The sequence below is a fragment of the Amycolatopsis rifamycinica genome (assembly GCF_000695625.1).
GTDB lineage: Bacteria > Actinomycetota > Actinomycetes > Mycobacteriales > Pseudonocardiaceae > Amycolatopsis > Amycolatopsis rifamycinica.
In genome coordinates, this window is sequence record NZ_JMQI01000050.1 from 92,165 (window position 1) to 115,430 (window position 23,266).

Annotated in this window: 24 protein-coding genes; 3 read left to right on the plus strand and 21 right to left on the minus strand. The window is 72.0% G+C overall.

All coding sequences use genetic code 11. The annotated features are described in order from the left end of the window. Positions 1-102 precede the first annotated feature (102 nt). From DV20_RS23735 to hemL, 8 genes are all read right to left on the minus strand, one after another. Positions 103-1,461 (minus strand): MinD/ParA family ATP-binding protein, encoded by a 1,359-nt coding sequence (locus DV20_RS23735; protein WP_043783875.1) that lies wholly within the window; start codon positions 1,459-1,461, stop codon positions 103-105. Between the two features lie 75 nt (positions 1,462-1,536). Then, positions 1,537-2,505: a c-type cytochrome biogenesis protein CcsB gene (ccsB, locus tag DV20_RS23740; protein WP_043783876.1), complete on the minus strand. Its 969-nt coding sequence runs from the start codon at positions 2,503-2,505 to the stop codon at positions 1,537-1,539. Between the two features lie 3 nt (positions 2,506-2,508). Continuing rightward, a complete protein-coding gene (resB, locus tag DV20_RS23745; protein WP_043783878.1) occupies positions 2,509-4,113 on the minus strand; it encodes a cytochrome c biogenesis protein ResB in 1,605 nt (534 codons plus the stop codon). Beyond that, a complete protein-coding gene (locus DV20_RS23750) occupies positions 4,110-4,883 on the minus strand; it encodes a cytochrome c biogenesis CcdA family protein (RefSeq protein WP_043783880.1) in 774 nt (257 codons plus the stop codon). Before DV20_RS23750 ends, resB begins: the two co-directional genes overlap by 4 nt. A gap of 244 nt (positions 4,884-5,127) precedes the next feature. Continuing rightward, positions 5,128-5,499 (minus strand): hypothetical protein, encoded by a 372-nt coding sequence (locus tag DV20_RS23755; RefSeq protein WP_043783882.1) that lies wholly within the window; start codon positions 5,497-5,499, stop codon positions 5,128-5,130. 96 nt (positions 5,500-5,595) lie between these two features. Then, positions 5,596-6,159, minus strand: a complete 564-nt coding sequence (locus tag DV20_RS23760; RefSeq protein WP_043783884.1) for a TlpA family protein disulfide reductase — start codon at positions 6,157-6,159, stop codon at positions 5,596-5,598. Beyond that, positions 6,156-6,782 carry a histidine phosphatase family protein gene (locus DV20_RS23765; RefSeq protein WP_043783886.1) on the minus strand — a complete coding sequence of 209 codons (627 nt, stop codon included), beginning with the start codon at positions 6,780-6,782 and terminating at the stop codon, positions 6,156-6,158. The genes DV20_RS23760 and DV20_RS23765 overlap by 4 nt, the downstream gene beginning before the upstream one ends. Beyond that, positions 6,779-8,080: a glutamate-1-semialdehyde 2,1-aminomutase gene (gene hemL / locus DV20_RS23770; RefSeq protein WP_043783887.1), complete on the minus strand. Its 1,302-nt coding sequence runs from the start codon at positions 8,078-8,080 to the stop codon at positions 6,779-6,781. Before hemL ends, DV20_RS23765 begins: the two co-directional genes overlap by 4 nt. A gap of 60 nt (positions 8,081-8,140) precedes the next feature. On the opposite strand from hemL, the gene DV20_RS23775 reads away from it, so the two are divergent. After that, positions 8,141-8,617 (plus strand): TspO/MBR family protein, encoded by a 477-nt coding sequence (locus tag DV20_RS23775; RefSeq protein WP_043783888.1) that lies wholly within the window; start codon positions 8,141-8,143, stop codon positions 8,615-8,617. Here the strand turns inward: DV20_RS23775 and DV20_RS23780 are convergent. The 8 genes from DV20_RS23780 to hemB form a co-directional block, all read right to left on the minus strand. Next, positions 8,614-9,075: a hypothetical protein gene (locus tag DV20_RS23780; protein WP_043783889.1), complete on the minus strand. Its 462-nt coding sequence runs from the start codon at positions 9,073-9,075 to the stop codon at positions 8,614-8,616. The two genes, DV20_RS23775 and DV20_RS23780, sit on opposite strands and share 4 nt — an antisense overlap. A 93-nt stretch (positions 9,076-9,168) precedes the next feature. Continuing rightward, complete coding sequence (locus tag DV20_RS23785) at positions 9,169-10,371, minus strand: ABC transporter permease (RefSeq protein ID WP_043783890.1); 1,203 nt, start codon at positions 10,369-10,371, stop codon at positions 9,169-9,171. Next, positions 10,368-11,072: an ABC transporter ATP-binding protein gene (locus DV20_RS23790; protein ID WP_043783891.1), complete on the minus strand. Its 705-nt coding sequence runs from the start codon at positions 11,070-11,072 to the stop codon at positions 10,368-10,370. Before DV20_RS23790 ends, DV20_RS23785 begins: the two co-directional genes overlap by 4 nt. Beyond that, entirely contained in the window at positions 11,069-12,331 is a 1,263-nt protein-coding gene (locus DV20_RS23795) for an efflux RND transporter periplasmic adaptor subunit (RefSeq protein ID WP_043783892.1), read from the minus strand. The genes DV20_RS23790 and DV20_RS23795 overlap by 4 nt, the downstream gene beginning before the upstream one ends. Positions 12,332-12,394: 63 nt before the next feature. Continuing rightward, positions 12,395-12,733, minus strand: a complete 339-nt coding sequence (locus tag DV20_RS23800; RefSeq protein WP_043783893.1) for a hypothetical protein — start codon at positions 12,731-12,733, stop codon at positions 12,395-12,397. A gap of 13 nt (positions 12,734-12,746) precedes the next feature. Continuing rightward, the gene (locus DV20_RS23805) at positions 12,747-13,187 is read right to left on the minus strand and encodes a hypothetical protein (protein WP_043783894.1); all 441 of its coding nucleotides are present in this window, start codon (positions 13,185-13,187) and stop codon (positions 12,747-12,749) included. Further along, positions 13,184-13,720, minus strand: a complete 537-nt coding sequence (locus DV20_RS23810) for a hypothetical protein (protein WP_043783896.1) — start codon at positions 13,718-13,720, stop codon at positions 13,184-13,186. The genes DV20_RS23805 and DV20_RS23810 overlap by 4 nt, the downstream gene beginning before the upstream one ends. Before the next feature lie 16 nt (positions 13,721-13,736). Then, positions 13,737-14,708 carry a porphobilinogen synthase gene (gene hemB / locus DV20_RS23815; RefSeq protein WP_084093629.1) on the minus strand — a complete coding sequence of 324 codons (972 nt, stop codon included), beginning with the start codon at positions 14,706-14,708 and terminating at the stop codon, positions 13,737-13,739. Positions 14,709-14,794: 86 nt separating this feature from the next. Between hemB and DV20_RS23820 the strand changes: the two genes are divergently transcribed. Both DV20_RS23820 and DV20_RS23825 read left to right on the plus strand, forming a co-directional pair. Continuing rightward, on the plus strand, positions 14,795-15,583 hold the full coding sequence (locus DV20_RS23820) for a helix-turn-helix domain-containing protein (RefSeq protein ID WP_235190928.1): 789 nt from the start codon (positions 14,795-14,797) through the stop codon (positions 15,581-15,583). Next, complete coding sequence (locus tag DV20_RS23825) at positions 15,580-16,458, plus strand: NAD-dependent epimerase/dehydratase family protein (RefSeq protein ID WP_043783901.1); 879 nt, start codon at positions 15,580-15,582, stop codon at positions 16,456-16,458. Before DV20_RS23820 ends, DV20_RS23825 begins: the two co-directional genes overlap by 4 nt. 52 nt (positions 16,459-16,510) lie before the next feature. Here DV20_RS23825 and DV20_RS23830 read toward each other — a convergent pair whose 3' ends face one another. The 5 genes from DV20_RS23830 to DV20_RS23850 all read right to left on the minus strand — a co-directional run bounded on the left by DV20_RS23830 (position 16,511) and on the right by DV20_RS23850 (position 23,249). After that, positions 16,511-18,043, minus strand: a complete 1,533-nt coding sequence (locus DV20_RS23830) for a bifunctional uroporphyrinogen-III C-methyltransferase/uroporphyrinogen-III synthase (protein WP_043783903.1) — start codon at positions 18,041-18,043, stop codon at positions 16,511-16,513. An 82-nt stretch (positions 18,044-18,125) separates the two neighbouring features. Beyond that, a complete protein-coding gene (hemC, locus tag DV20_RS23835; RefSeq protein WP_043783904.1) occupies positions 18,126-19,055 on the minus strand; it encodes a hydroxymethylbilane synthase in 930 nt (309 codons plus the stop codon). Positions 19,056-19,075: 20 nt separating this feature from the next. After that, entirely contained in the window at positions 19,076-20,383 is a 1,308-nt protein-coding gene (locus DV20_RS23840) for a glutamyl-tRNA reductase (protein WP_043783905.1), read from the minus strand. Next, on the minus strand, positions 20,380-21,294 hold the full coding sequence (locus DV20_RS23845) for a redox-sensing transcriptional repressor Rex (RefSeq protein ID WP_043783906.1): 915 nt from the start codon (positions 21,292-21,294) through the stop codon (positions 20,380-20,382). The genes DV20_RS23840 and DV20_RS23845 overlap by 4 nt, the downstream gene beginning before the upstream one ends. A gap of 338 nt (positions 21,295-21,632) precedes the next feature. Then, positions 21,633-23,249, minus strand: coding sequence for a molybdopterin-dependent oxidoreductase (locus DV20_RS23850; RefSeq protein ID WP_043783908.1), 1,617 nt, complete (start codon positions 23,247-23,249; stop codon positions 21,633-21,635). Positions 23,250-23,266: the final 17 nt, after the last annotated feature.

The following is a 23,266-nucleotide window of genomic DNA, read 5'->3' on the forward strand; positions in this document are numbered from 1 at the left end:
TACCTTCGCCCACCCCCACGTGCCGAAGCCGGCACTTTCACGTGAAAGCGTTCCGGAGTTACGAACTCCGGGTCACTTTCACGTGAAAGTGCCGGGCCGGGGTCAGCGGTAGCCCTGCGAAAGCGGGGTGGCGAAGCCGTCGGCGACGGTGGCCGCCAGTTCCAGCAGGGCCAGGCGGGTGTCGCCGGACAGGCGGTCCAGCTCGATCTCCGCGCCTTCCTCCAGGTGCGGGTCGAACGGCACCTTGCAGACCGCGCGGACCTTCGCGCCGAAGTGCGCCGACAGCTTGTCGAGGTCGACCGAGCCGCCCTTGGGGCGAACCGAGTTGATCACCGCCACCGAGCGCTTGACCAGCTCGCCGTAGCCGTGCGCCTCGAGCCAGTCGAGCGTCGCCGAGGCGCTGCGGGCGCCGTCGACCGAGCCGGACGAGACCACGACCAGCGCGTCCGCGACGTCCAGGACGCCCTTCATCGCCGAGTGCATCAGGCCGGTGCCGCAGTCGGTGAGCACGATGTTGTAGAAGTGCTCCAGCAGGTTGACCGTGCGGCGGTAGTCGTCCTCCGAGAACGCCTCCGACACGGCCGGGTCCTGCTCGCTGGCCAGGATCTCCAGCCGGCTCGAGCCCTGGGACGTGTAGGACCGGACGTCGCTGTAGCGCGTGATGCGGGCCGCGTCGCGCAGCAGGTGGCGGACCGTCGCGGTCGTCTCCAGGGGGATCTTCTGCGACAGCGTGCCGCGGTCCGGGTTGGCGTCCACCGCGACCACGCGGTCGCCGCGCAGGGACGCGAACGTCGAGCCCAGCGTCGTCGTCACCGTGGTCTTGCCGACGCCGCCCTTGAGCGACAGCATCGCGATCTTGTAGCACCCGCGCAGCGGCTGGTTGACGCGGGCGATGAGCTCGCGGCGGCGGGTGTCCGCCGGGCTCTCCCCCGGGTTCACCAGCTTGCCCGTGCCCACGTAGACCGCCTTGCGCCAGCCGGACTGCGGCGGCCGCCTGGTCTGCTTGACCAGGTGCGCGGTCGACAGGTCGTGGCCGTGGCCCGGCTGCTGCGGGGCCGCGTGCCGGCCGCCCTGGGGCTGCGGGAGCCCGGACGCCGGCTGCTGCTGCGGGTACTGGGCGTGCGCCTGGTACGGCTGCGCCGGGTCGCCGTACTGCGGCTGCAGCGGCGGGAGGTTCCGGTCGTAGCCGTAGGGCACCTGGTGCGGCCCCGACACGGCCGGATTGGGCACTTGGTGCGGGCCCGACACAGCCGGGTTGGGCACCTGGTGCGGGCCCGAAACCGCCGGGTTGGGCGGCGGGGCCACCGCCTGCGTCGGCTGCACGTCGAACGCCCCCGACGTCTCGGGGTGCGGGTGCGAGTCCGTCCGATCGTCGGCGAACAGGCCCGGCTGCGGTGCGGCAGCGGCCGGTTCAGCCTGTTCGGGGTGGCCTGGAGCCGATTCTTCGCTGGGTCCGGTCACCGGTGAAAACCTCCACGCGCTCCGCCTGACACTCCGCCCCCGGTGACGACGGTAGTCGGCGGACGCGCGGGACGCTCAGCCCACCCCGGCGTAGGAGTGCAGGCCCGCGGTGACGAGGTTCACGAAGAACAGGTTGAAGACGATCGCGGCGAACCCGACGATGTTGATGGCCGCCGCCCGGGCCCCGCGCCAGCCCGCGGTCGCCCGCGAGTGCAGGTAGGCCGCGTAGACCACCCAGGCGATGAACGCGACGGTCTCCTTCGGGTCCCAGCCCCAGAACCGGCCCCACGCCGACTCGGCCCAGACCGCGCCGCAGAGCACGCCGAAGGTGAACACCGGGAAGGCGAAGATGGTGGTCCGGTAGGCGATCCGGTCGAGGACGTCGGCCGCGGGCAGCTTCGGCGCGAACCGGGCGAACTTCGTGTTGTCCTTGTCGTGGGCCGCGCGGAACAGGTACAGCACGCTCGCGACCCCCGGCACGAGGAAGACACCGGACCCGATGATGGCCGCCGAGACGTGGATGACCAGCCAGTACGACTGCAGCGCGGGCTGCACCGGCGCCGCGATCGTGTACAGCATCGTGCCGTTGACGAACATCAGGATCACGACGGGCAGCAGCAGGAAGCCGGTGAGGTGGCGGACCGGGAACTTCCCCATCACGACCAGCCAGGTCACCACCGTGATGAAGGTGACGGCCATGCCGTACTCGTACATGTTGCCCCACGGCGCGCGGTGCACGGCGAGCCCGCGCAGCACGATCGCCGACAGCTGCAGCAGCGCGCCGAGCACGAGCAGCGACGCGCCCATCCGGCCGATCCGCTCGGGGCGGCCGACCTCGCGCGGCGCGGCCGGGGCCTCTTCGACCGGCGGCCCGCCGGCGCCGACGAGCTCGCGCGAGCGCCGCTGGGCCCGCTCCATGGCGAGCCGGCCCTTGGCGCCGAAGCCCTGCTCGATCAGCGTCATCATCAGCGCGACGACGTAGATCGCCGCGGCGGTGGTGTACAGCCAGTCGCTGTAGCGCGACAGCGTCTCGTTGATCGGCATGCCTCAGCCCTTCTGCCCGCCGAGCAGGCGTTCGCTGACCCGGTGGAACTCTTCGCCGTACCCGGCCTGGTCGGTGCGGGCCAGCCCGGCAACCTCGATCACGGTACTCGGGTCGTCTTCGGTACCGGGCTTCACCCGCACCCACAGCCGGCGGCGCTTGACCAGCAGGGACGCGCCGAGACCGACGAACATCGCGATGGCGAAGCCGAGCACGAACCCCTGCGTCGGGTCGTGGGACACCTGCAGCGAGACCCACTGGCCGACGCCGTCGAAGCGGATCTTCGTGCCGTCGTCGAGCTTGATCTCCTGCCCGACCTCGAGGTTCTGCCGGGCGACCTTCTTCAGCCTGCCGTCGTCGACCCGCGATTGGTCGACCTCGAAGACCGACTGGCCGCGTCCGGAGTCCAGGCCGAGGTCGCCGCGCAGGACGTCGACGGCGACGGCCGGGTCCTTCGCCTCGGGCGCCGACGACGTCAGGACGGTGCCGTGCAGGAACGCCGTCGGCGCGAACAGGCCGGTGATGGCCAGCTGGCGGGTCCGCCGCTGCACCTCGTCCGTGATGCCGGGCTGGTCGAACTTCGTCGCGCCCTCGGCGAGCATCGTGGCCGGGTCGACGGTGCGCCACTGCGTGCTCTGGGTGCGCTGCGAGCCGTCCGGGAAGGTGACCGTGAACTTCGGCGAGTAGCCGTGGCCGAGCAGGTAGACGCGGTCGCCGGCGGTGCGCAGCGGCGAGTTGACCTCCAGGCCGTACGGGCGCCAGGTGCCCGTCTCGAGGTCCGGGCCGGACTGGTACTCGATGTTCGAGTGGTAGTAGTCCGGCTGGCCCGACGCGGTGTAGCGCGCGGTGAAGTCGTTCACCTTCACGCAGAACGGGTTCAGGTCGGTGCCGTCGACGCGCAGGCCGGCGTTGAACGAGTCGTAGTTGTAGATGCCGGCGTTGCAGAACGAGCTGCCGTCGGCCTGGACGATGACCTGGCCTTCGTAGCCGAAGAGCTTGCCGAGGGCGAAGAACACGATCAGGCCGAGCATGCTGAAGTGGAAGACGAGGTTGCCGGTCTCGCGCAGGAACCCGCGTTCGGCGGAAATCGTGCGGACGCCGCCATCCTCTTCACGCTCGATGCGCCGCCAGCCGGACAGCTGCTGGTGGGCGGCCGCGATCACGGTGGCGACGTCGGCGGTGGCGGCGCCGCGGCCGGGCCGGTAGTGCGGCATCCGGGCCAGGTTGCGCGGCGTCAGCACCGGCTTGGCGCGCATCGCCTTGACGTACTCGAAGCTGCGCGGGGTCAGGCAGCCGACGAGCGAGACCATCAGCAGCAGGTAGATCGCCGAGAACCAGATGCTGGAGTAGACGTCGTAGAACTCGAGCTGGTCGAGCAGCGTCCCCCACCAGCCGTGCGCGCTGATGTACTCGTCGACCTTGGGGGCGTTGAGCTTCCGCTGCGGCAGCAGCGCGCCCGGCAGGGCGGCCAGGGCGAGGAGGAACAGCAGGACGAGCGCGGTGCGCATCGACGTCAGGCCGCGCCAGGTGTTGCGGAGGAAGGCGAAGGTGCGCTTGACGGGCGTGTGGTGCGGCTTCGGCGCGGCGGGCGGCGCCTCGGTGGTCGTCACAGCGGCAGCTCCAGGTTGAGCGAGAACTCGTTGCGGAGCCAGCCCATCAGATCCCCCCAGACGCCGGTGACCAGCAGGATGCCGACAGCCATCAGCAGCACACCGCCGAAGATCTGCACCTGACGGCCGTGCCGGCGCACCCAGTCGGTGGCGCGCACGGCCCAGCGGGCGCCGAGCGCGATGAGCAGGAACGGCACCCCGAGGCCGAGGCAGTAGACGGCGATCAGCAGGTACCCGCGGGCCGCGGCGCCGCCGGTGGCGCTGGCCAGCGTCATGACCGCGGACAGGGTCGGCCCGATGCACGGCGTCCAGCCGAGCCCGAAGACCGCGCCGAGCAGCGGAGCGCTCCAGACCCCGCCGCGCGGCACGTGGTGCGAGCGGACCTCGCGCTGCAGGCCGGGGATCCAGCCGAGGAACACCAGCGCCATGGCGATGGTGAGCACCCCGCCGAAGCGCTGGAGGACGTCCTGGTTGAGGGTGAGGGTCGCGGTCAGCCAGACCAGCGTGCCGAGCGTGGCGACGAAGACGGCGGTGAACCCGAGCACGAACAGCAGCGCGGCCCCGACGACGGCCCAGCGCCCCTGCTTGCGCTCCTCGTCGGCGCTGACGGCCGGCGCGTCGGCCCCGACGAGCGCGGCGAGGTAGGCGAGGTACCCCGGCACGAGCGGCACGACGCACGGCGAGGCGAAGGAGACGGCCCCGGCCAGCAGCGCGACACCCGCGGCGAGCAGCAGCGGCCCGGAGATCGCCAGCTCGGTCACGGAGTTCACTCCGTTGAGGGTAGGCAGTGAGGTCCTGGTGAGAACGCCGGGGCCGCTTCACCGGACCTCGGTCACAGCAGATCAGGACCTTGGTCCCCCTGTCACGTCCCGCCCGAGCGCACCCAATGTGGCGTTCGGTGCTCCATCCATGCCCCCGCCACCGCCCTCAACGGAGGCGCTCCGCGCCGCAGTGCTGATTCCAGCGCACCCAACGCCACATTGGGGCGCTCGGGTCAGGCCGGAGCGCCGAGGATCAGAAGCGCACCTCGACGCACGGACGGCCGCGCAGGGAGTGGCCGCCGTCGGCGTTCTTCACCCAGGCTTCGACGCAGAGGACCGAACCGTTCGGCAGGTCACGCCGCGGGTAGATGGTCCAGCCGAGGCCGGGTGTCCAGTTGCCCGTCGAGCTGTTGGTGTCGATGCCGCCGCCGTAGATGTGGTAGTGGCCGTAGAAGTCCCTGCCCGACAGCGAGTCGGCGGTGATCGACTCGACGCGCAGGCCCTGGCCTTCGACCCCGATGCAGGTGCCCTCGTTGCACCCGCTCGCCGAGGCGAACGCGGCCGTCGGGACGAGCACGGTGGCAGCCCCCGCGACCAGCGCGGCGGCAGCGATCTTCTTCAGCATGGGTTCCCCCTTGGTCCGGTGAAATGATCAAGGGGAAACCTAGCCGAAAAATCACCCGTGCCGGTTAAAAACCGGCAAAAGCTCCGACGACTGCGGTCAGGCTTCCGCGGTCAGCCGCCGCGCCACCGGCAGCAGGTCCTGGGCCAGGACCGGCCGCAGGAACACCGCCGCCACCCGGTGCTGCTTGTCCAGCACGATCGTCGACGGGATGATGTTGCGCGGGTAACCGCTGAGCTTGAGCAGCACCCGGCCGTCCGGGTCGTAGATCGACGGGAACGTCAGCTTCCGGTCCCGCACGAAGTCCTGGGCCACCTCGCGCGCCGGGTCGCGGACGTCGATGCCCACCACCTGCACGCCCTGCTTCGCCAGCGACTCCATCTCCGGGGCCTCCGTGCGGCACGGCCCGCACCACTGGCCCCACAGGTTCAGGACGACGACCTTGCCGCCGAAGTCCGCCAGCGACAGCTGCTTGCCCTCGTTCATCAGGTCCTCGCCCGCCAGGACCGGGGCCGTCTGGCGCTGGGCGAGGTCGTAGGTGATGTCGACCTTGCCGCCCGGGGAGACGAAGCTGAAGCTGCTTCCCTGCACCACCGCGTCCTTGCCGGTGCTGCACCCGGCCAGCGCCAGCACCGCGGCCACCCCGGCGACCAGCCGCTTCATGCGCCGGTCACCTTCGGGTCGGTGGAACCCGCAGGCTCGCTGTAGACGATCTCGCGCAGCTCGTCGCCGTCGAAGACCAGGCTGGTCAGCGACGCGAGCGAGCACTGGCGGCGCCGCGGGTCGTGCCACAGGCGCTTGCCCTCGAGGAACCGCCGGAGCGTCCAGATCGGCAGCTGGTGCGACACGCACAGGGCCTCGTGCCCGTCGGCCGCCTCGCGCGCCCGGTGGACCGCGCCGAGCATGCGGTGGGCGATCTCGAGGTAGGGCTCGCCCCACGACGGCTTGAACGGGTTGACCAGCTTCGGCCAGTGCTTCGGCTCCCGCAGCGCGCCGTCACCGACGGCCACGTGCAGGCCTTCGAACTGGTTGCCCGCCTCGATCAGGCCTTCGTCGGTGGCGATGTCGAGCCGGTGCGCGGCGGCGATCGGGGCCGCCGTCTCCTGCGCCCGCTGCAGCGGCGACGCGACGACGTGCACGAGGTCGTGGCCCGCGACGGCCTCGGCGACCGTCAGCGCCTGCCGTTGCCCGCGCTCGGAGAGCCGGTAGCCCTCGAGACGGCCGTACAGGATCTTCTCGGGGTTGTGCACTTCGCCGTGACGCAGCATGTGGACGACGGTGGTCACTGGACGGCTCCAGCCGCCGCGCGTGCCGCCGCGGGCAGAGCCGCTTCGATCACCGAGAACGCTTCGTCGTCCATGGCCGCGTTGACGAACCAAGCTTCGTACGCGCTCGGCGGCGCGTACACGCCTCCGTCGAGCAACGCGTGGAAGAACGGCGGAAAGCGCCACGTTTCGGACGCCTGCGCGCCCGCGTAGTCGTGGACCGGCGTCTCGCCGAAGAACACGCTGACCAGGTTGCCCGCGTACTGGACGTTGTGCGCGACCCCCGCTCCGCTCAAAGCGGCGTGGAAGAGGTTGCCGAGACGCTTCGCGTTGGCGTCGAGAGCCGCGTACACGGCGTGGTCGGCCGCGCGCAGCGTCGCCAGGCCCGCGGCCACCGCGACGGGGTTCCCGGAGAGCGTCCCGGCTTGGTAGACCGGACCGCCCGGGGCGAGCTTGGCCATCACGTCGGCGCGGCCGCCGAAGGCCGCCGCCGGCAGCCCGCCGGACATCACCTTGCCGAACGTGTAGAGGTCGCCGGCCACGCCTTCGAGGCCGAACCAGCCCGCGTGCGAGACGCGGAACCCGGTCATCACCTCGTCCATGATCAGCAGCGCGCCGTGCTCGTGGGCGATCTCGCGCAGCCCCGCGTTGAAGCCGTCGGCGGGCGCGACCGCGCCCATGTTGCCGGCCGCCGCCTCGGTGATCACCGCGGCGATCTCGCCCGGGTTGTCCACAAAGGATTTCCGGACGGCGTCGAGGTCGTTGTACGGCAGCACCAGCGTGTCCGCGGCCTGTGCGCCGGTCACGCCCGGCGACGTCGGCAGCCCGAGCGTCGCGACGCCGGAGCCGGCCTGGGCGAGCAGCGCGTCGACGTGACCGTGGTAACACCCGGCGAACTTCACGATCTTCGACCGGCCGGTGAAGCCCCGGGCCAGCCGGATCGCGCTCATCGTGGCTTCGGTGCCCGAGTTGACCAGGCGGACCCGCTCGACGGGCCCGACGCGGTTGATGATCTCCTCGGCCAATTCGACCTCGCCGATCGTCGGCGTGCCGAACGAAAGCCCGGACGTCGCCGCCGTGCGCGCCGCCTCGACGACCGCCGGGTGCGCGTGCCCCAGGATCATCGGGCCCCAGGACGACACCAGGTCGACGTAGCGGTTGCCGTCGGCGTCCCACAGGTGCGGGCCCTCGCCGCGGACCATGAACCGGGGCGTGCCGCCGACCGAGTTGAAGGCCCGGACCGGCGAGTTCACCCCGCCCGGGATGGCCGTCTTCGCGCGGTCGAACCATGCCTTGGACTGCTCGGTTCCAGTGCTCACCTGCCCAGTGTGGCAAACCCGCCTAGGATGGCGGGCAGCCGCCCGGGAGGGGAACAGCCGGTGACCGAACGCGCCCCGCACCGCAACCAGTGGCTCATGCTGGCCGGGTTCCTGGGCGTCGTCGCCGTGGTGGCCGTGGTCGGCGGGCTGGCCGCGACGTCGGCGAGGGAGGTCTACGCGCGGCTCGAGCAGCCGCCGTGGGCGCCGCCCGCGTCCGTGTTCGGTCCGGTGTGGACGGTGCTGTACGTCACCATCGCGGTGGCCGGCTGGCTGTACTGGCGGACCGACGGCGAGACACGCGGGTTCGCCGCCTACGGCGTCGGCCTGCTGTTCAACCTGCTCTGGACGCCGCTGTTCTTCGAGAGCGGCGCGGCCAGGGTGGCGCTGGCGGACATCGTGCTGCTGGACGTCGTCGTGGTCGTGACGATCGCCCTGTTCGGCCGCCGGTCGAAGGCCGCCGCCGCGCTGCTGGTGCCCTACCTGGCCTGGATCCTGTACGCGACGGCGCTCAACACCGCGATCGTCGTCCTCAACTAGCGCGCGGCCTCCTGGGTGATGGCCTGGGCGGCCACCGTCCCGTCGCTGCCCGCCTGTCCCTGCACGACGACGGTCGCCCCCGGCTTGAGGTCCGACAGCTTGCCCTGCTGGGTGACCCCGACCGTGGTGGAGTCCGATGTGGACACCTTGACGTCGGTGCCCTGCGTGGTCTTGACGTACACGGTGGTGCCGTCGACGCGGTCGACCGTGCCCGTGGTGCCCCGGCCGCCGCGGAACCCGCCGCCCTGCTGGCCCGCACCGGCCTGCTGGCCGCCCGCCTGCCGGGTGGGTGCGGAAGGGGTCGAGGAGCCGAACGCCGCGTGCGTCCAGGCGCCGCCGCCGAACGCGATCGCGAGCACCACGAGCCCGGCGAGCACCAGCGTGGTGCGCGAAAACGGCTTCGCGGCGTGGCGCATTTCGGCGTTCAGGTCACCGTCGACCGCCGGGCTGGCGATGATCTCCTCAGCGCCACTTTCACGTGAAAGTGGCGCCCCCTGGTGGTCACTTTCACGTGAAAGTGGCGGCTGGGCGGATGGGGGCGTGGGAACTCCTTATTCGTGACGCAGGGCGTCGATGGGCCGGAGCTTGGCGGCCCGGTTCGCGGGGAAGCTGCCGAAGAACAGGCCGATCAGGGCGGACACCGCGAAGGCGAGCAGGATCGACGACGGCACGATGACGGGTTTGATCCCGGAGATGGTGAACCGGCTGCCGATCAGCCCGATCGCGACGCCGAGCAGCCCGCCGAACAGGCTGAGCATGGTGGCTTCGGCGAGGAACTGGCCGAGGATGGCCGAGCGCGGGGCGCCGATGGCCTTGCGGATGCCGATTTCGCGGATCCGCTCGGTCACCGTGACGAGCATGATGTTGGTGACGCCGATCCCGCCGACGAGCAGGGAGATCGCCGCGACGGCGGCCAGCAGCACGGTGAACGTCTCGGTCGCCGACGTCCGGGTCGCCAGCAGCTGCTCGGAGTTCTGGATCTGGTAGTCCGGGGTGCCGCCGAGGCGGATGCCGTGGCGGGCGTTCAGGATCGCGGTGATCTCGGACTGGGCCAGCGAGACGGAGTCCGCGCTGATGGCCTGGACGGCGATCTGGCTGAGGCTGCCGTAGCCGGCGAGGGAGTTCTGGACGGCCGAAATCGGCGCGATGGCGACGTCGTCGGCGTTCTGGAGGCCGGTGCTGCCCTTGGCCTGCAGCACCCCGATGACGGTGAACTGGATGCTGTTCAGCAGGACGTTCCTGCCGACCGGGTCGGCCGTGCCGAAGATCGACTCGGCGGTCGTCGGGCCGAGGACGACGACCTTCCGCGCGGCCGTGACGTCCTCGCTCGTGAACAGCTGACCCTGGGCGAGTTCGCGGTTGGTCGTGGTGAAGTACGCGGGTTCGGTGCCGGCGACGCTGGAGATGTCGTAGGACGTCTGCCCGTAGGTCGCGGTCGCCGTCGTGTTGACCACCGGCGACGCGGCCTTGACGTCCGGGGCGCCGACGGGGTCGACCAGGGCGTGCGCGTCCTGCACGGTCAGCGGCCGGGCGGTCGCGCCCTGCCCGCCGCCGCGCGCCGGGGAGACGTTGACGACGTTGGTGCCGAGGCCCTGGATGCTGGCGGCGATGGCCGCCGACGCGCCGTTGCCGACCGCGACCAGCAGGATCACCGCCGCGACGCCGATGGTGATGCCGAGCGTGGTGAGGGCCGACCGCAGCTTGTTGGCCGTGAGCCCGCGCACCGCGAACCGCAGGATTTCGAGGAGGTTCACGAGACGGCTCCGACCGCGCGCGTCACTTCGTCGGACACGATGAGGCCGTCGTCGACCCGGACGACGCGGTGCGCGTGCTCGGCGACCTCGTCTTCGTGGGTGATGACGACGATGGTGCGGCCGAGGGAGTTGAGCCGGTCGAACACGCCGAGGACGTCTTCGGTGCTGCGCCGGTCGAGGTTGCCGGTCGGTTCGTCGGCCAGCAGCATCGCCGGGCCGGTGACCAGCGCCCGCGCCACCGCGACGCGCTGGATCTGCCCACCCGAAAGCTCGCTCGGGAGGTGCTTGGCCCGGTCGGACAGCCCGACCATCTCCAGCGCCGCGAGCGCGCGCCGCCGTCGCTCGGACCGGCGTAGTCCACTGTAGACCAACGGCAGTTCCACATTGGACAACGCCGACGTCCGGGGCACGAGGTTGAACGACTGGAAGACGAAGCCGATCTTCCGGTTACGCAGCAACGCCAGCTGCCGCTCGTTCAGCCTGCCGACCCCGAACCCGTCCAGGAGGTACCGGCCGGACGTCGGCACGTCCAGGCAGCCGAGCATGTTCAGCAGGGTGGACTTCCCCGAGCCGGACGCGCCCATGATCGCGACGTACTCGCCGGGCCACACCGTGAGGTCGACGCCGCGCAGCGCGTGCACCGCCGTCTCGCCGTCCCCGTAGGTCTTGCGCAGCGCGGAGACCTCGATCACCGGGTTCATCCGCGCCCGCCGAAGCCACCGCCGGCGCCGGTGCCCGTGCCGCGCTGGCCACCGCCCGGGAACCCGCCGGTCCCGCCGCCGGGGAACCCGCCGGTGCCACCCGTTCGGCCGGTGGTCCCGGTCGAAGCCGTCCCGGTGAGCACGACGTTCTCGCCCTCGGTCAGCCCGGAGGTGATCTGGACCGTCGACTCGCCGCGCAGCCCGACCTGCACCTGACGCGTGACGTTCTGCCCGTTCTCCTGCACGGTGACGAGGTTGGTGCCGCCGGCCGTCTGCACCGCCGCGGCCGGCACGCTCAGCGCGTCGGCCGCCTCGGCGACGGTGATCACGACGCTCGCCGACTGGCCGGGCCGCAGCCCGTCCGGCGGGCTGGTCAGCGCCAGCTGCGCGCCGTACGAGACGACGCTGCCGCTGGTGGTCGGGGTCAGGTTGACGCTCGACACGGTGGCCTGGATCGGCTTGTCCGGCAACGCGTTGAGGGTCACCGTGGCCTTCTGGCCCGCCTTGACCTTGCTGACGTCGATCTCCGCGACGGAGGTGTTGACGACCAGGCCGGTCAGGTTCGTGATGGTGATGAACCCGCCGGAACTGCTGCTGCTGCTGCTCGCCGCGGCGGCGCCGGAGTTCGACGAAGAGCCCTGGCCGCCCTGGCCGCTGCTGCTGCTCGACGACTGGCTCGTGGCCGAGGAGCCGCTGGAGGACTGCTGCCCGACGGTGCCGTTGATCGCGGTGACCGTGCCCGCGCCGGGGGCGTACAGCACGGTGTTGTCGAGCGCCTGCTGCGCGGTCTGGACGTCGAGCTCGGCCTGGTCGAGCTTGGCCTGCGCGGACGTGACGCTGTTGGCCTGGCTGTTCTGTCCGGTCGCCGGAGCGGCTTCGGCGCTTTCGGCGGTGTCGAGGCCGTCCTGCGCGACGGCGAGGTTCGCCTTCGCGACCTGAAGCTGCTTCGCCGCCTGGGTGCTGTCGATGGTGGCGAGCTTCTGCCCGGCGCTGACGACGTCACCGACCTTGACGTCGATCGAGGTCACCTTGCCTGCCGTGGCGAAGTTCGCCGCGCCGGTGTAGCTGCTGGCGAGCGTCCCGGCGGCGGCGACGGTCTCGGTGACCGTCGCCCGGCGGACCGGGGTGCTGCGCGACTGCGCCTGCGCCGAGCTCGGCGCCGGGCTGAATGCCTGGTATATCCCGAATCCCGCTCCGGCCAGCAGGACCACCAGAGCTCCGTTGATCACCCATGCCTTCGAGGCACGCACGCGCGTCATGCGGCAAACTCTGGGGCCACTGCTTAGCAATGGACTGTTCGTTGCCTGTGCGCGAGCTGTGTATCAGGCCTTCGGCTGGGGGCTCCGCGCCCGGATGGCGAGCGCCAGCTGACGCACCGCGTCGACGAGCAGCAGCGCGGCCACGGTCCCGAGCCCGATGGCGGCGGCGAGCAGGCCGCCGAAGTACCGGTGCGACTCGAGCACGGCACCGTCGTCGGTCCGCGTGACCACGCTGGCGACGCTGTTGTGCCAGCAGGCGTAGGCGGCCCACCCGGCCAGAACGGCGAGCACGACCTCCACGACGGCGACGAGCGTTCGCCACGGCTTGTGCAGCCGGGCAGCCGGGCCGGCTTCTTCCGGCGGCCAGAGCTCGGCCCCGGTGGGCTGCGGAAGGTCGATCACGCCGCCGATTTTCTCATGCTTCGCGCGGCGTCGCCCGGACGAGCCGGTCCAGCGCGTCCCGCAGCGCCTCGACGTCCTTCGCCCAGGCCAGCACGACCGTGCCGTCCGCCAGCTTCACCGGCAGCGAGTCGTACTTCCGCGGCACCGACCAGCCGCCGCCGAGCACCCGCGCCCCGACCGGCGTCCCGACGTCCGTCACCGACGCGATCTGCGCCGCCGGCACCTGCTCGCGGCCCTGCCGCAGCTGCTCGGTCGTCACCTCCAGCGACAGGAAACGGCGGCGCGCGTACACCCACGGCATCGTGATGACGCCCAGCGCGAACCCGGTCATCAGCCAGCCCACCACGTGCACCGGACCGCCCGTGACCAGCTCCGCCAGCGCGCCCACCAGTGCGAACAGCGGACCCCAGCCGATCGCCGCCCAGCTCACGCCGGACTCGGCGTAGAGCCTCACGGCTTCTTGCCCACCTTGGGGAAGTAGCCGCTCACCGAAGGCAGGTACAGCAGCACCACCGCGATCACGAACAGCAGCACCGCCGCCAGCGTCAGGTACGTCAGCACCGGCGCGAACGTGAAGATCAGCAGCAGCAACACGAACGGCAGCACGGTGAGCACCGTCCGGGCCGAGCGGGTGCCTTCGCGGGCCTTGTACGCGAACAGCAGGAACAGGAGGGTGAACACGATCGCCCCGGCCAGGAAGAACCACAGCATCGCCGTGACGCCGTCCGTGATCATCTGCCGGGTGATCTTCGGGTCGGTGGTGCCCCGGACGAACTGGTCGATGACCGCGGACTTGCTGGCCATCAGCTGGACGTACCCGAGGATCAGCAGCACCCCGCCGGCCAGCCACAGCCAGAACGACACGGCCACCGGGCGCGGCGGAGCCGCCTTGGGGGCCCGTTCGCCGGGGAGCACCGGGTCGGGCGAGCGGCCGCGCTTGCGCCGTTCGTCGTCGGTCAGACCCGAGAGGTCCTCTTTGTCTTCCACGCGTGGACTATAAGCCTCAGTCCAGCCAGGCAGCGGCTTCGGCGGCCCAGTAGGTGAGGATCATGTCGGCGCCCGCGCGGCGGATCGACGTCAGCACCTCGAGGACCGTCCGCTCGCGGTCGAGCCAGCCGTTCGCCGCGGCGGCCTCGACCATCGCGTACTCGCCCGAGATGTTGTACGCGGCCACCGGCACCGGGGAGATGTCCGCCGCCGCCTTGATGACGTCCAGGTAGGCCAGCGCGGGTTTGACCATGATCATGTCCGCGCCCTCGGCGAGGTCCAGCTCGATCTCGCGCAGCGCCTCGCGGCCGTTGCCCGGGTCCTGCTGGTAGGTCTTGCGGTCGCCTTTGAGCTGCGAATCGACGGCCTCGCGGAACGGTCCGTAGAACGCGCTGGCGTACTTCGCGGAGTACGCGAGGATCGCGGCCTCCTTGTGCCCGACCTCGTCGAGCGCCCGGCGGATGACGCCGATCTGGCCGTCCATCATCCCGCTCGGCCCGAGCACGTGCGCGCCGGCTTCGACCTGCGCGATGGCCATCTGCGCGTAGATCCGCAGGGTGGCGTCGTTGTCGACCGCGCCGTCGGCGTCGAGGACGCCGCAGTGACCGTGGTCGGTGAACTCGTCGAGGCAGGTGTCGGCCATCAGCACGGTGGCGTCCCCGAGCTCGTGGCGCAGGTCGCGCAGGGCGACGTTGAGGATGCCCTTTTCGTCGACGGCTCCGGAGCCCTCGGCGTCGCGCGTGGCCGGGATGCCGAACAGCATCAGCCCGCCGACCCCGGCGTTGACCGCGTCGACGGCGGCCTTCCGCAGCGTGTCACGGGTGTGCTGGACGACACCGGGCATGCTCGAGATCGGCCGCGGCGCGTCGATCCCTTCGGCGACGAACATCGGGAGGATCAGCTGGCGTGGCCGCAGCGTCGTTTCGCCCACCAGCCTGCGCATGGCCGGGGTGGTGCGAAGCCTGCGGGGACGATGCTCGGGGAACACCCTTACCAAGTTACTCCGGCGGCTTTCGCCGGGGTTCCGCAAGGGTGCGCTTGACGCGGCTCCCGCGGGGACGCTTCGGTGCGGAGGTGTACGTCGAACGCCTGCCCGTGCCCGCGCTGGCCGGCCTCGTGCGGACGGTCTGGATCCAGCGCACCGGCGACGAGCCGTACGTCCAGCGGCACCTGCCCACCGGCGGCGCCGAGCTCCACTTCCCCCTCGGCGGCCGTCCCCGGCTGCTCGGCCCGCTCACCACCGCGCGGCTCGAGGTCATCCCGGCGCGCACGACCCTCGTCGGCGTGCGGTTCCGGCCCGGGGCCGCGCCGCCGCTCCCGGTGCCCCTCGGGGACCTGGTGGACCAGCACACGGATCTCGCGGACGACCGCCTGGCCGAAGCCGTGGCCACGGCCGGGTCTCCGGAGCGCGCGCTCGAAGTCGTCCAGGCCAGGCTGCCGGTGGAAGCGGCGGATCCGCTGGTGCGCGAGGCCGTCCGGCGGCTGATGCCGTGGCACCCGGTCGGCCTCGACACCCTGGCCGGGCACCTCGCGCTCTCCCCCAGCCAGCTGCGCCGACGGTGCCTGCGGGCGGTGGGCGTGAGTCCCAAGGTTCTCCAGCGGACGCTGCGGTTCCAGGGTTTCCTCGCGCTGGCCCAGGCGGGCGCGGTCAGCCCGGCCGGGCTCGCCGCCGACGCCGGGTACGCCGACCAGGCCCACCTCGGCCGCGAGTGCCTCCGCCTGACCGGGCTGACGCCGCGGGCGCTGCTCGGCGGCAGCGTCGAGGAGTGCGCCTGCGGCCACGACCACTCCGCGTCCTACCTGCCGTTCCTGCGCGATTCGTTCAAGAAACGGCGACCGGACGTCCCTAGCCTGGCGCGATGATCCTCGTCACCGGCGGGCTCGGCATGATCGGCGCCCACACCGCCCGCGCGCTCCTCGACCTCGGCCACGACGTGGTCGTGACGTCCCACCGGCGCACCGAAGTCCCGTCTTTCCTGGCCGGCCGGGTCACGGTCGAGCAGCTCGACGTCACCGACCGCGACGCGTTCCTGGCGCTCGGCTCGCGCCACGGGATCAGCGACATCGTGCACCTCGCGGGCAGCATCCCGGGCGGCGATCCGGTCGGGTTCTTCCGCACGGACACCTCCGGGCTGCTGAACGCGCTGGAGGCGGCCCGGACGTGGGGCGTCCGCCGGTTCGCGGTCGCGAGCAGCCTCGGCGTGTACATCGGCCGTCCCGAGGTCCCGTGGACCGAAGGCCTCGCCCTGCCCACGGCGGCCCTGCCGCACCTGATCATCGCCTACAAGAAGGCGGTCGAGCCGCTGACGACGCACAGCCTCGCCGGCAGCGGCGTCCAGCCGGTGGTGCTGCGAATCGGCACGATCTGGGGCCCGCTGGTCGACCCGGACTCCCCGTTCTGCCCCATCCCGTCGTTCGTCAACACGGCCGAGCCACCCCCGGACGTGCACGCGGACGACGGCGGCGACGTCTGTTACGCCCCGGACGCGGGCCGCGCGATCGCTCTCCTGACGACGGCGCCGGAGCTGCACCACGAGGTCTACAACGTGTCCAGCGGCCGCCCGTTCACGTACGGCGAGTTCGCTTCGGCGCTGGGCGTAACCCTCCAGCCAGGCGGCTCGAGCGGCCCGTACCTGGATATCTCCCGGCTTACCGAGGACACCGGGTTCGAGCCGCAGTTCGACGTCGCGGCGTCGGTGGCCGACTACCTGAAGTGGCGCGAGACCAACGCCCGCTGAAACGAGCGAAGGCCGCCCCGGCGAACCGGAGCGGCCTTCGTCGTGAAGAACCTCAGGAGCGGCGAGCCCGCTTCGCCTTCCGCGGCGGCGGCAGCGCACCCTCCGCGCGGAGCCGGGCAGCGTGCTCGGCGAGCGCGTCCACCAGGTGCGGCACGTCCGCCTTCTCCGGCTGGACGTCGACCCGCAGCCCGAACTCCACCGCGGTCTCGGCGGTCTTCGGGCCGATGCACGCGACCAGCGTGCGGGTGTGCGGCTTGCCGGCGATGCCGACCAGGTTCCGCACGGTCGAAGACGAGGTGAAGCAGACCGCGTCGAACCCGCCGGTCTTGATCATCTCGCGGGTCTCGGCGGGCGGCGGCGCCGCCCGGACGGTCCGGTAGGCCGTCACGTCGTCGATCTCCCAGCCGCGCTCGCGCAGGCCGGCCGACAGCGTCTCGGTGGCGATGTCCGCCCGCGGCAGCAGCACGCGGTCGACCGGGTCGAGCACGTCGTCGTACGGCGGGAACTCGGCCAGCAGCCCTTCCGAGGACTGCTCACCCGAGGGGATCAGCTCCGGGATGATGCCGAACGAACGCACCTTCGCCGCGGTCGATTCGCCGACGCAGGCGATCTTCACGCCGGAGAACGCCCGAGCGTCGAGCCCGAACTCCTCGAACTTCTCCCACACCGCGCGGACCGCGTTGGTGGAGGTGAAGACGATCCACTGGTAGCGGCCGTCGACCAGGCCCTTGACCGAGCGCTCCATCTGCGCCGGGCTGCGGGGCGGCTCGACCGAGATGGTCGGCACCTCGTGCGACGTCGCGCCGTGGCCGCGCAGGCGCTCGGCCATCTCGCCCGCCTGCTCCTTGGTGCGCGGCACCAGGACCTTCCAGCCGTACAGCGCCCGCGACTCCCACCACGACAGCTTCGAGCGCTGCCCGGCGGCCTGGCCGATCGTGACGATCAGCGGCCCGACGAGCTCGCCGGCGTCGTTGGCCAGCTTCTCGAGCGTGGTGTCGAGGGTGCGCTGGGTGTTGATGGTGCCGTTCGCGGTGACCGCGACCGGGGTGGCCGCCGGCACGCCGTTGCCGGTCAGCGCCGAAGCGGCCTCGGCCAGGTGCGCCGACGTCGCGTGCAGCACCAGCGGGCCGGGCGCGGCGGCCAGCGCCGCCCAGTCGACGTCGCCGCGGACGTCGACCTCGGTGTGCGTGCCGCCCAGCGCGACGCCCGCGTACGCCGGGACGGCCGCGGCCGGGGAGACACCCGGGATGACGTCGAACACGGCGCTCGTGCGCGCGACCGCCTGGACCTCGGCCACCACGGCCGGGGTGGTCAGCGGGTCGCCCGCGACCAGGCGCAGCACCAGCCGGCCGGCCTTGGCCTCGGTGGTCAGGTCCTTGGCGACCTCGGCGGCCTCGCCGACGGCGGGCCGGACCTCGGCGCCCTCGGCGGCCATGGCCAGGACGGTCTGCGGCACGTCGGGGTCGGTCACCACGACCTCGGCCTTGGCGAGCAGTTCCTGGGCACGGACCGTGAGCAGGCCGGCGTCGCCGGGGCCGGAGCCCACGAACGCTACGCGCCCTGTGGTCTTTCGCGCGGGGGTCATCTGTGCGTTTCTCCTCTTGCGGCGGCCGTGCCCGATCGCCAGGCCGCAGGTCTCCTACGTTCTGAAAGCGCTCGCGAGAGCGCTACTGAGCGGGACCGGAGAGTGCTCCGGCGCCCAGGTCCAGCAGCTCGGCGGCCAGGTCCTTGCCCAGCTGGGCGGCCTGGTCCTTGTCGGCCAGCGCGGAGGCCCGGACCATGTCCACCGCGCCGTTCCCGTCTTCCGCGGCGGCGGTGCCACGCAGCGAGATCCGTTCCACGACCTTGCCCTCGGCGTCGAGATCTTCGACGATCTCGGCGAGCGCGCCCACCGGCGCGCTGCACCCCGCCTCGAGCGCGGCCAGCAGGGCCCGCTCGGCCGTCACCGCGGCCCGCGTGCCCTCGTCGTCCAAAGTGGACCGGAGCAGCTGCTCGAGGTCCACGTCTCCCGTCCGGCACTCCACCGCCAGCGCGCCCTGCGCGGGCGCCGGCAGCATCTGGATCGGGTCGAGGGTCTCGGTGATCGCCTCGGCCCGGCCGATCCTGGCCAGTCCGGCACGCGCGAGCACCACGGCATCGAGCTCGCCGTCGGACACCTTGCGCATGCGGGTGTCGATATTGCCGCGAATCGGCACGATTTCCAAACCGAGACCCAGCGCGCGCAGCTGCGCGGTGCGCCGCGGGGAGCCCGTGCCCACCTTCGCGCCCGGCAGCAGCTCGCCGAGCGTCAGCCCGTCGCGCGCGACCAGGGCGTCCCGCGGGTCCTCGCGCGGCGGCACGGCGGCCAGCGTGATGCCCGGTTCGGGGGCGGTCGGCAGGTCCTTGTAGGAGTGGACGATGACGTCGACCTCGTTGCCCAGCAACGCTTCCCGCAGCGCCGACGTGAAGACGCCGACCCCGATCGTGGGAATCGGCGCGGAGGACTGGTCACCGGGCGTGGTCACCTGGACGATCTCGACCTCGGCGCCGGTGGCGCGCAGGGCGTCGGCGACGGTCCCGGTCTGGGCGAGCGCGAGCTTCGAACCGCGCGTGCCCATGCGAATGACTCTGGTCACTGCTACTTCTTCTCTGGTGGGGGCTTCGGGCTCGCCACCGCGGCGGGCGCCTGCGGGTCGAGGCAGAACAGTTCTCGCAACGCGTTCGCGTAGTCGGTTTCGGCCGTCTCGGCGGCCAGCTGCTTGACCCGCACCGTCGGCGCGTGCAGCAGCTTGTCGACCACCCGGCGGACCGTGCGGCCGACCTCTTCGCGCACCGCGCTGTCCAGCTCCGGCAACCGGTTGTCCAACCGCAGGAGCTCGGCGTCGACGACCTCGGCCGCGCGGCGGCGCAGCGCGGTCACCGTCGGCGTCACCTCGGCGCTGCGCTGCCCGGCGAGGTAGTCGCGCACCTCGTCGAGGACGATCCCGGTCGCCTTGGCGGTCTGGCGCTCGGTGGTCGGGGTCCCGGCTTCGCGCATCCGGCGCTGGATGGTGGCCAGGTCGACCACCCGGACGCCGGCCAGCTCGCCGACCGCGGGGTCGACGTCGCGGGGCAGGCCCAGGTCGCAGACGACGAGGTCCCGGCCGCCGCGCGGCAGCACGTGCTCCGGGCCGAAGACGGCGTCCTGCGCGCCGGTGCAGCAGATCACGACGTCGGCGTCGCGGACCGTGTCGGCGACGAGGGACAGCGGGACCGCGCGGGCCGGCACGCCCTGCTCGGTGACGTTCGCGGCGAGCCGGCGCGCGCGGGCGTCGGTGCGGTTGGCCACGGTGATCTCGCCGATCCCGGCCTTGCGCAGCTGCGACGCGCTCAGCGCGCCCATCGAGCCGGCCCCGACGATGACGGCGTGCTTGCCGGCGACGTCCCCGGCCGCGGCGAGCGCTTCGGACACGACCGACGCGCCGAGCTGGTCGAGCCCGGTCTCGCTGTGCACGCGCTTGCCGACGCGCAGCGTGGTCTGGATCAGCTCGTGCAGCGTGCGGCCGACGGTGCCGGCCTCGCGCGCGGTGGCGTAGGCGGAGCGGATCTGGCCGAGGATCTGCGTCTCGCCGACGACCATCGAGTCCAGGCCGGAGGTGACGGAGAACAGGTGCTCGACGGCGGCGCCGGCGTAGTGGACGTACAGGCTGTCGTAGAGCTCGGCGGGGGTCATCCCGGCCTGCCGGGCGAGCACCTCGGAGACGTCGTTCAGGCCGCCGTGGAAGGTCTCGACGACCGCGTAGACCTCGATCCGGTTGCAGGTCGAGACGAGCATGACCTCACTGACGTGCTCGGCCTGCTGCAGTTCGTCGAGGACCTTGCCGATTTCGGGCGCGGGGATCGCGACGCGCTCGAGCGTGCTCAGCTCCGCACTCCGATGCGAAAGCCCGACCGCCAAGACGCTCATGAGCGCACCACCATTTCCCGTCCGCCGTCCGGACCCGCGCCGTTCCGCCTGCCGTTCCCATTTTCGGACGGGAGCACCGGGCCGGGTAATCCGGAATTGCCCTGATTACCGGCGGCGTCGTCCGCACGGCGGGCCACATGGAACGAGAGTATCTGCAGCTCGACGGCCAAATCCACCTTGCGGACCTCGATGTGAGCAGGAACCTGCAGCACGACCGGAGCGAAGTTGAGGATGCACTGGACACCGCCCGCGACCAACCGGTCACAGACCGATTGCGCCGCGGTGGGCGGGGTGGCGATCACGCCGATGGAGATGCCGCGCTCGGCGCAGATCCGCGGGATGTCGTCCATGTGCGAGACGGGGAGGCCGCCGACCGGCACGCCGATCAGGTCCGGGTCCAGGTCGAACAGCGCTTCGACCGGGAAACCGCGCCCCGGGAAGCCGCCGTAGTTGGCCAGCGCGTGGCCCAGGTTGCCGATCCCGACCACGGCGACCTTGTGCTGGCGGGTCAGGCCGAGGATGCGCTCGATCTGGCTGACCAGGACGCCGACTTCGTAGCCGACGCCGCGGGTGCCGTAGGAACCCAGGTAGGAGAGGTCTTTGCGCAATTTCGCGGAATTGACGCCCGCGGCCTGCGACAGCTCTTCGCTCGAAACGGTCGTCGCGCCCTGTTCGGACATACCGGACAGCACCCGGAGATAGACGGCGAGCCGGGCGACGGCGGCTTCGGGGATGGATTTCGCCCGGACGGCCTCGGGGGCATCCCCGTTGCGGCCCGGCTCACCGGCCGGCACCGCGGGTATTTCGGCGGTCGGGGCGTTGTCGGCGTCGAGACCGGCCGGACGGCGGGGCCGCCGGGGCGCCCGGCCCGGGGAGTCCGCCGCGTCGCGCCTCCCCCGCTGTGTCACCACGCCGTCGTCTCCTGCCCGCTGTGCACGTCTGGCGGCCATCGCCATTCGGAACTGTGTCTTGACCCAGGACCCGGAGTCCGGTTCGATACCGGCCGCTCCGGGCGATGGCCCTACGGTAGACCACTTGTGAACGCACGCACAAAGTCACTGGTCGGAGGCGGTTCCGGCGCCGCACGCGCGGGGCCGCGATCACGACACGGCGTCAGAATCCTTGTCCGCCAGGCACTTCCGCGTTCACCGCGGCCGGACGGTGCTTCGCCGGTGATCGGCGGCGGCCGCACGGCGCGGCGAACGGACGGTCCCGCGCGGCGAGTGGCAACCCCCGATCGGTCGCGCGCTCAGCGGGCGTCGAGGGTCACCGAGTGCCAGCCGGTGGCGCCGTCGGGCACCGGGTCCGCGCGGTTTTCCGTCTGCGTGTAGCCGTCCTGGTCGGTGGCCCGGACCGACGCCTGGTGCGTCCCCTTCGGCACGTCCAGCTCGATCCACCACATCCGCCAGGTGTCCTTGCTCACCTCGGCCGAGAGCGTGGCCGGCTGCCACGGTCCCTGGTCCAGCCGGACCTCGACCTTCGCGATGCCCGTGTGCTGGGCCCACGCCGTGCCGGCCAGCCGGACCTTGCCCGCCGTGACGCCCGCGAACCCGCTCGGCGTGTCGATGCGCGATTCGGTCTTGATCGGCGCCTGTTCCGCCCAGCCGCGGCTGAGCCAGTACGCCTGCCGGGCGTCCCACCGGGTGAATTCCAGGGACTCGACCCACTTCGTCGCGGACACGTAGCCGTACAGGCCGGGGATGACGATCCGCGCCGGGAAGCCGTGCTCGACCGGCAGGGGCTCGCCGTTCATCCCGATCGCCAGCATCGCGCCGCGGGCCCGGTCGAGGGCGACGTTCGCCGGGGTACCGCACGTCCAGCCGTCGACGCTGGTGGCGAACATCTGCTCCGCGCCCGGCCGCACGCCGGCCTCGTCGAGCAGGTCGGCGAGGTCGACGCCGATCCAGGCCGCGTTCGAGATCAGCGGGCCGCCGACCTCGTTGGACACGCACGTCAACGTCACCCGGCGCTCGACCAGCGGCCGGTCGCGGATGTCGGCGTAGGAGAACGTCACCTCGCGGTCGACCATGCCGTGGATCTTCAGGCTCCAGTCCTCGGCGCGGATCTGCGGCACGACCAGGGCGGTGTCGATGCGGTAGAAGTCCGCGTTCGGCGTGAGGAACGGCGGTGACCCGAGCTTCGCGAAGTCGGCGTCCGCGGGCAGCGGCGGCTCGGTGCGCGCGGGGACGAGCGGCCCGACGGCGGCCCGGGAGTCCTCGGCGTTCGTGCTGGTCCCGGCGACCTGGCCGACGACGGCCGCGATCCCCGACCCCGCGGCCACCCCCACCCCGGCCCGCAGAAACTCCCGCCGCGACGCCCCCTGAGCGCCACTTTCACGTGAAAGTGCCGCCCCCTGGTGGGCACTTTCACGTGAAAGTGCCGCCCCCTGGTGGGCACTTTCACGTGAAAGTGCCGTCCGGTGGAGGTAGGTGAACACCGCCAGGCCGGCGACCAGGGCGGCGACCGGCGCCAGCAGCGAAACCTGGCCCAGGTCGCTGCGCGCGTACACCGCCGCGACGCCGGCGGCACCGAGGACGAAGACGAGCACCTGCCCGGCCCGCGGCGTCCGGCGGGAGAACTGCCCGGCCAGCAGCGCCAGCAGGACCAGCACCACGGCGAGCCCGGCCTTCAGCACCGGCTTGTCCCAGGTGCCCAGCGTCCGCTCGGCCCACTTCACGACGGCGGTCGGGCTGTGGTCGACGACGTAGTTCGCCACGGCGATGAACGGCGACGCCGTGTACCCGACGAAGCCCGCGACGAGGTGCCCGACGCCGAGGGCGGCGGCCAGCGCGAGGAGGCCGATCAGCGTCGCGACCGGCAGGGACAGGCGACGGGCCTCGGGCGGGGCTTCCTGCAGAGTGCTCACGCCTCCATCTTCGGAGC

Coding starts and splice junctions, on each gene's coding strand:
- ccsB (WP_043783876.1), bottom strand. CDS start 2,505: ATGCCGATCAACGAGACGCTGTCGCGCTACAGCGACTGGCTGTACACC.
- DV20_RS23755 (WP_043783882.1), bottom strand. CDS start 5,499: ATGCTGAAGAAGATCGCTGCCGCCGCGCTGGTCGCGGGGGCTGCCACC.
- DV20_RS23760 (WP_043783884.1), bottom strand. CDS start 6,159: ATGAAGCGGCTGGTCGCCGGGGTGGCCGCGGTGCTGGCGCTGGCCGGG.
- DV20_RS23790 (WP_043783891.1), bottom strand. CDS start 11,072: ATGAACCCGGTGATCGAGGTCTCCGCGCTGCGCAAGACCTACGGGGAC.
- DV20_RS23795 (WP_043783892.1), bottom strand. CDS start 12,331: ATGACGCGCGTGCGTGCCTCGAAGGCATGGGTGATCAACGGAGCTCTG.
- DV20_RS23825 (WP_043783901.1), top strand. CDS start 15,580: ATGATCCTCGTCACCGGCGGGCTCGGCATGATCGGCGCCCACACCGCC.
- DV20_RS23830 (WP_043783903.1), bottom strand. CDS start 18,043: ATGACCCCCGCGCGAAAGACCACAGGGCGCGTAGCGTTCGTGGGCTCC.
- hemC (WP_043783904.1), bottom strand. CDS start 19,055: ATGGGCACGCGCGGTTCGAAGCTCGCGCTCGCCCAGACCGGGACCGTC.
- DV20_RS23840 (WP_043783905.1), bottom strand. CDS start 20,383: ATGAGCGTCTTGGCGGTCGGGCTTTCGCATCGGAGTGCGGAGCTGAGC.